The sequence below is a fragment of the Kitasatospora sp. NPDC059571 genome, from assembly GCF_042735675.1.
GTDB lineage: Bacteria > Actinomycetota > Actinomycetes > Streptomycetales > Streptomycetaceae > Kitasatospora.
Window position 1 is genome coordinate 1 of record NZ_JBHWBW010000422.1, and the last position, 7,052, is coordinate 7,052.

The 7,052-nt window shown below is 73.7% G+C and carries 5 protein-coding genes; 1 reads left to right on the forward strand and 4 read right to left on the reverse strand.

Annotation, left to right across the window (positions count from 1 at the left end; all coding sequences use genetic code 11):
- Together ACFV0G_RS31735 and ACFV0G_RS31740 are read right to left on the reverse strand one after the other, a co-directional pair.
- Positions 1-1,319 (reverse strand): CynX/NimT family MFS transporter (locus tag ACFV0G_RS31735; protein WP_380555482.1); only part of this gene is annotated, 1,319 nt, incomplete at its 3' end.
- A 62-nt stretch (positions 1,320-1,381) separates the two neighbouring features.
- On the reverse strand, positions 1,382-2,113 hold the full coding sequence (locus tag ACFV0G_RS31740) for a FadR/GntR family transcriptional regulator (protein WP_380555484.1): 732 nt from the start codon (positions 2,111-2,113) through the stop codon (positions 1,382-1,384).
- A gap of 252 nt (positions 2,114-2,365) precedes the next feature.
- Here ACFV0G_RS31740 and ACFV0G_RS31745 point away from each other — a divergent pair, with 252 nt between their 5' ends.
- Complete coding sequence (locus ACFV0G_RS31745; protein ID WP_380555486.1) at positions 2,366-4,123, forward strand: LCP family protein; 1,758 nt, start codon at positions 2,366-2,368, stop codon at positions 4,121-4,123.
- A 93-nt stretch (positions 4,124-4,216) separates the two neighbouring features.
- Here the strand turns inward: ACFV0G_RS31745 and ACFV0G_RS31750 are convergent, their stop codons facing one another.
- Positions 4,217-5,062 carry an HAD family hydrolase gene (locus ACFV0G_RS31750; protein WP_380555488.1) on the reverse strand — a complete coding sequence of 282 codons (846 nt, stop codon included), beginning with the start codon at positions 5,060-5,062 and terminating at the stop codon, positions 4,217-4,219.
- A gap of 26 nt (positions 5,063-5,088) precedes the next feature.
- A complete protein-coding gene (serS, locus tag ACFV0G_RS31755; RefSeq protein WP_380555490.1) occupies positions 5,089-6,366 on the reverse strand; it encodes a serine--tRNA ligase in 1,278 nt (425 codons plus the stop codon).
- Between the last annotated feature and the right edge of the window lie 686 nt (positions 6,367-7,052).

Below are 7,052 nucleotides of genomic sequence, written 5' to 3' on the forward strand. Positions count from 1 at the left end.
GGCGGGGGGGGGGGGGGGGGGCCCCCCGGGGGGGGGGGGGGGCGCCCCCCGCCGCGGGGGGGGGGGGGGGGGGGGCGCGCGGGGGGGGGGGCCCCCCCCCCCCCCCCCGGGGCGGCCGCCAGCGCCAGCACCAGCAGCAGGGCCAGCGGCACCTGCCAGCCGCCGGTCAGCTGGTGCAGCGCGCCCGCGCCGACCGGCCCGGCCGCGGCCACCAGATAGCCCACCGCCTGCGACATCCCGCTGAGCCGGGCCGCGCCCGCGGCGCTCTCGGTGCGCAGCACGATGAAGGCCAGCGCCAGTCCGAGCGAGCCGCCCTGGGCGACGCCCAGCACCGCGGCGGCCACCCAGGCGCCGGAGACCGGGGCGAGCAGCAGGACGGCGATGCCGGCCGCGTTCAGCCCGGCCATCGCGACCGCGAGGGCCCGCTGGCGGGTCATCCGGCCGGCGATCAGCGGCACCAGGAAGGCGCCGCCCACCTGGACGAGATTGGAGAAGGCGAAGACCAGTCCGGCCCGGCCGCGGTCCATGCCGTGGTCGGCGAGGACCGTCGGCAGCCAGGCCACCAGGCTGTACACCAGCAGCGACGAGATCCCCATGAAGGCGCTGATCTGCCAGGCCAGCGGCGAGCGCCAGGGCCCGCGGGCGGCGGGCGCCGAGGGTGCGGGGGAGGCGGCCGGCGCGGCGGGGACGGCCGGGCGGCGGCTGTGCAGCAGCTGCGGCAGCCAGGCCAGCGCGGCGACCAGGGCGAGCAGCGACCAGGAGCCCAGCGAGGCCCGCCACCCGCCGCCGAGCGCGTGCTCCAGCGGCACCGAGACGCCAGCCGCCAGGGTGGCACCGACCAGCATCGTGGTGGAGTACACGCCGGTCATCGTGGCCGCCCGGTCCGGGAACTCGCGCTTCACCAGACCCGGCATGGAGACGTTCAGCACCGCGATCGCGACGCCGATCACCACGCAGCCCGCGTACAGCGCGGTGGCCGAGGGCAGGACCCGCAGCAGCACCCCGGCGCCGAGTGCGAGCACCGCGCCGAGCACCACCCGCTCGGCGCCGAAGCGGCGGGTCAGCCGGGGCGTCAGCGGCGCGCCGACCCCCTGGAACAGCACCGGCACCGTGGTGATCAGGCCGCCGGCCGTGGCCGACAGGCCGAGCGAGTGCTGGATCTCGCCGACCATCGGGGAGATGGCCGCGAGGCAGGCGCGCATGTTCAGGGCCACCAGCAGGATGCCGGCGAGCAGCAGCGCGGGGTGCGCCAGCGCGGCGGTGCGGGTACGGACCACCGGGGCGGTGGCAAGGGGCTGGGGGGCGCGGGTGACCGCCATGGTGCGAGGGGCTCTTTCCGGGGACGTACGGGGATCGGGGCGGGCGGGTGCGGTGCCCGCCGTCACTTCCGGGCCGCGATGGCGGCGAGCAGCTGCTCGACCGCGGCGGTCGGCTCCGCCAGCAGCTCCCGGCAGGCCGCCTCGGCCCGGTCCTGGTCGCCGCTCTCGATCGCGTCGACCAGCGCCTCGTGGGTGGCGATGACCACCTCGGGCATCTCGTGGTCGCCGAACGCGGCCCGCATCGCCTCGCGCACCGAGGCGCCGAAGTAGCGGTACAGCTCGGCCAGCGCGGGGTTGTGGGCGGCGTCCACCACGGCCGTGTGGAACTCCAGGTCGTGCTCGACGGTGGCCTCCCGGCCGGCCCGCTCGGGGTGCGCGGCCAGCACGGCGGCCTCCCGGGCGAGCGCCGCCCGCATCCGGGCGATGTCCTCGGGCGTGTGCCGGGCGGCGGCCAGCCTGGCCGCCTCGGCCTCCAGCGCGGCGCGGACCTCCAGGACGTCCCGGACGTCGGAGCGCTGCACGCCGCGGAGCAGCGCGGCGGGGTCGCTGGTGGAGCGGACGAAGGTGCCCTCGCCCTGCCGGGTGACCAGCATGCCGGCGTGCACCAGCACCCGGACGGCCTCCCGGACGGTGTTCCGGCCGACGCCGAGCCGTTCGGCCAGCTCGTGCTCGGTGGGGATCCGCTCGCCGACCGCCCAGGCACCGGAGCCGAGCCGCTCGCGCAGCTGGGCGATCGTGTCGTCGACGAGGGAGCGACGCCCGGCGGCGTGCAGACCGTCGGTACGGCCGGCCATGGCGGACTCCTCTCGTGCGCGGGCCTTCACAGGAAGGGGCTGGATTGCCCGGTCATCCTACAACCTTCCCGCGGAACTCCCCCAACCGACCCCCCGGACTCCTTGACTCTCTTGTTCGTTTGTGCAACCGGATGCCCGGGCCGTGACTCTTCAATGATGCCTTTATATGCTCCGCAGAAGCTTGCGCACCTGTGGTGCGCACGCTGCACTACGGGGCTCGTGTGTTGGCTGGTGCCGGTGGAGGGTGTACGTATGTCAGGCCAGAGAGCGGGCGCGTCGGAGAACGACGCCGGCTGGTGGCGCGACGACGCCTCCTACCAGGACGACTACGACCGCGATGCTCCGTACCGGGACGACGCGCCGCACCGTCCGTACCGGGAGGACCTGCCGGGCCCCCGCCGCGGCGAGCGCGAGCGCCCGCCGGTGCCCCAGCAGGGCGGCCGGGCGGAGGCCCGCCGTGCCCAGCAGGGCCGCGGCGGCGGTGGCGACGACGGCGAGCCGCCGCTCGGCCGCGCCGAGGCGCGCCGCGCCCGCAAGAAACCCCGGAGCAAGAAGAAGATCGTGGCCTGGGTCGCGGTCGGCACCCTCGGCCTGATCACCGTCGCCGGCGGCGCCGTCTACCTGAAGCTCAGCGGCAACATCAAGTCCTTCGACGGCGACGCCCTCAGCAAGGACCGGCCCGCGGCGGCGAGCCCCGACGCCAACGGCCACACCCCGGTCAACATCCTGCTCATAGGCTCGGACTCGCGCAGCGGCGACAACAAGGACCTGGGCGGCGGCGAGGACGGCGGTGCCCGCTCGGACACCACGATCCTGCTGCACGTCTACTCCGACCACAAGCACGCCGTCGGCGTCTCCTTCCCCCGCGACGCCCTGGTCGACATCCCCAAGTGCAAGCTGCCCAACGGCACCTGGACCAAGCCGCAGACCGGCGTCATGTTCAACAGCGCCTTCTCGGTCGGCAACACCGACACGGGCAACCCGGCCTGCACCCAGAACACCGTCGAGGCGCTGACGAACATCCGCGTCGACCACACCATGGTGGTCAACTTCGAGGGCTTCGCCGCCATGACCAGCGCGGTCGGCGGCGTCAACGTCTGCCTGCCGAACGCGATCTACGAGAAGGACCTCAACCCCAACCTGCCCAAGAAGGGCAAGATGCTCTACCCCAAGGGCGAGCAGAACGTGAAGGGGCAGGCCGCGCTCGACTACGTCCGGCTGCGGCACGGCATCGGCGACGGCTCCGACATCGGCCGCATGAAGCGCCAGCAGGCCTTCATGTCCTCGCTGATCAAGAGCATCAAGACCAACGGCATGAGCCCGACCAACCTGCTGCCGCTCGCCGACGCGGCCACCAAGTCGATGATCGTCGACCCCGGCCTGGACTCGCCGACCAAGCTGATCTCCTTCGCCATGGGGCTGAAGGACATCGACCTGCACAACATCAAGTTCCTCACCACCCCGTGGAAGTTCGCCGGCGAGCGGGTCGCCCTGCTCCACCCCGACGTCGACCAGCTCTGGCAGGCGCTCAAGGCCGACCGCACGCTCGACGGCCAGGACGCCAGCGCCAGTGCCGGAGCCAGCCCGTCCGCCGCCGCGAGCTCCGCCGCCCCGGCCACCGAGACGCCGGTCAACGGCACCGGCATCAAGGTCGGCGTCTACAACGGCACCACCACCGGCGGCCTCGGCACCAAGGCGGCCGCGGCACTCACCGCCGCCGACTTCACGGTCACCGCGAAGACCAACGCCTCCTCGCAGGACCACGACACCACGCTCGTCCAGTACGGCCCCGGCCAGAAGGCCCAGGCCGAGCAGGTCGCCAAGCTCTTCCCGGGCGCCACCCTGCAGACCTCCACCAAGGCGGGCATCAGCCTGGTGCTGGGCAAGGACTACGCGGGCGGTTCGGTCGGCGCGGCCTCCGCGGTGCCGTCCGGCCCGCTGCCGACCAGCGTCGCGGGCGGGGCCCGCTCGGCCGACGACGACCCCTGCTCGAACGTCTCCTACGGCTGATCCGGCGCCCACCGCGGGCCCGGCCCCCGGGCCCGCGGGCCGCCCGACGGCAGCGGCCGCCCCACGGGCGGCCGTCCGCGCTTCCGGGCGGGATCAGCCCAGGCCGAAGACCCGCTCCAGGACGACCGCGACACCGTCCTCGCCGTTGCCAGCGGTCACCTCGTCCGCGACCTCCTTCAGCCGCTCGTGCGCCCCGCCCATGGCCACGCCGTGCGCGGCCCACGAGAACATCGGGATGTCATTGGGCATGTCGCCGAACGCGATGGTCTGCGCGCCCTTCACCCCGAGCCGCAGCGCGGCCACGGCCAGGCCGGTCGCCTTGGACAGGCCCGGCGGCAGCAGCTCCACCACACCGGGGCCGGCCATCACCACGCCGACCAGGTCGCCCGCCAGCCGGTGCGCGGCCTCGGCCAGCTCGTCGTCGCCGAGCTCCGGGTGCTGGATGTACAGCTTCGCCACCGGGCCCGCCAGCAGGCCGTCGGCCTCGACCGCGGAGACCGGCAGCTCGGTGCCGATCCGCAGCCGGAACCCCGGCCCGGCCAGCACCCGGCCCTCCAGGCCGTCCTCGTTGGCGGCCACCAGCAGCGGGCCCACCTCGGCCTCGATCTTGGCCAGTGCCACGGCGGCCAGCCGGCGGTCCAGGGTGAGCGAGGTGAGCAGCCGGTGCGCCCCGGCGTCGTACACCTGGGCGCCCTGGCCGCAGACGGCTATCCCGGTGTAGCCGATCTCGTCGAACACCGGCCGGGCCCAGGCGGCCGACCGGCCGGTGACGATGATGTGCTGCGCCCCGGCGGCGACCGCCCCGGCCAGCGCGTCGCGCGTCCGGTCGGAGACCGTCTCGGCCGGGGTCAGCAGCGTGCCGTCCAGGTCGGTGGCGACCAGCCGGTAGGGCAGGTCGCCACCGGGGGAGGCGCCGGGTCGGTGGCCGTTGCTGGTCATGGTCCCTGCGTCCTCGGGAAGGCGGGTCACTTGCGGACGGGCTCGATCACTTCGCGACCGCCGAGGAAGGGCCGCAGCGCCTTCGGCACGACGACCGAGCCGTCGGCCTGCTGGTGGTTCTCCAGGATCGCCACGATCGTGCGCGGGACGGCGACCAGGGTGCCGTTCAGCGTCGCCAGCGGCCGCACCTTGCCCTCCTCACGGACCCGGATGGAGAGCCGGCGGGCCTGGTACTCGGTGGTGTTGGAGGTCGAGGTGACCTCGCGGTACTTGCCCTGGGTGGGGATCCAGGCCTCGATGTCGAACTTGCGTGCGGCCGAGGAGCCCAGGTCGCCGGAGGCGACGTCGATCACCCGGTAGGGCAGCTCCAGCGCGTTGAGGAAGTCCTTCTCCCACTGGAGCAGGCGGCGGTGCTCGGCCTCGGCCTCCTCCGGCGTGGTGAAGACGAACATCTCCACCTTCTCGAACTGGTGCACCCGGATGATGCCGCGGGTGTCCTTGCCGTAGGTGCCCGCCTCGCGGCGGAAGCAGGACGAGAAGCCGGCGTAGCGCAGCGGCAGCTGGTCGCCGTCCAGGATCTCGTCCATGTGGTACGCCGCGAGCGGCACCTCGCTGGTGCCGACCAGGTACCGGTCCTCGTCGGGGAGGTGGTACACGTTCTCGGCGGCCTGGCCGAGGAAGCCGGTGCCGTCCATGGCGGCCGGGCGGACCAGGGCCGGGGTGATCATCGCGGTGAAGCCGGCGGCGGTGGCCTGCGCCATCGCCATGTTGACCAGCGCGAGCTCCAGCAGCGCGCCGATGCCGGTGAGGTAGTAGGAGCGGGCGCCGGCGACCTTGGCGCCGCGCTCGGTGTCGATGGCGCCGAGGATCTGGCCCAGCTCGACGTGGTCGCGGGGCTCGAAGCCCTCCGCGGCGAAGTCGCGCGGGGTGCCGATCTCCTCGAGCGTGACGAAGTCCTCCTCGCCGCCGACCGGCGCCGCCGGGTCGATCAGGTTGGCGAGCGAGCGGAGCAGGCGGTCGGCCTCCTCCTTGGCCTCGTTCTGCTCGGCGTCGGCGGCCTTCACCTCGCCGGCGAGCTCCTTGGTCCGCTGGAGCAGCGCGGTCTTCTCGTCGCCCTGGGCCTTGGCGACCTGCTTGCCGAGCAGCTTCTGCTCGTTGCGCAGCTCGTCGAAGCGACTGCCCGAGGACCGGCGCCGTTCGTCGGCGGAGAGGAGGGCGTCGACGAGGTCGACGTCCTCACCACGGACGCGCTGCGAGGCGCGCACTCGGTCGGGGTCCTCACGGAGCAGGCGAAGGTCAATCACGGGGCCAGCCTACCGGTGAGCGGACCCGGGACCGGAACGGGTTTCCCGGGGTTTCGCGGACCGCTCCGCCTGACGGTCCGTCGGATTTCACCGCCGATTCACCGGCTTTACCGGCTTGGGACACGTCTGTCGGCTATGTCGCGACGTGTCCGGGATTCTGCGATCCTGTCCCGGGCCGGCTCCCGGGGGGTGCAGGTCAGGGGCTGTGGAGAGCGGCGCGCGCCTGGGGATAACTCCCCCCGGCCTGTGGATAACTGCTGTGGAAAGCCGCCCGGGGAGAGTTTGTCCACAGGGTTCGGCGCTTCCCTGTGGATGACGGGAAAGCCGGGCGACGCGCGGCGAGCCACCGAGGAATTGAGGTTTCAAACCTCGGTCTGCCTTCTCGGGTGAGGGAATTCGCCCGCTCGGACGGGTGATTTGCTGGCGGAGGGGTGACTCTGGTCCGATTAGTCTGCTCTATGGTCCGGTGTGATGATCTGACTCGATCCGGCAGTGGCTATACCGGTTTGTCGACTCACGGCCGCACCTGTGGATAACTCTCCGTACCGGGCCGCCTGTGGACATCGGGCCCGCCTGTGGATGACCGGGGGCCCCCCCCCCCGCGCCCCTGGGCGCGGGGCGGGGCGAGGCCGGGGCCGGCGCGACGCCCCCCGGCGGCCGGACCGGGTGACACCGCGCGGGGGGCA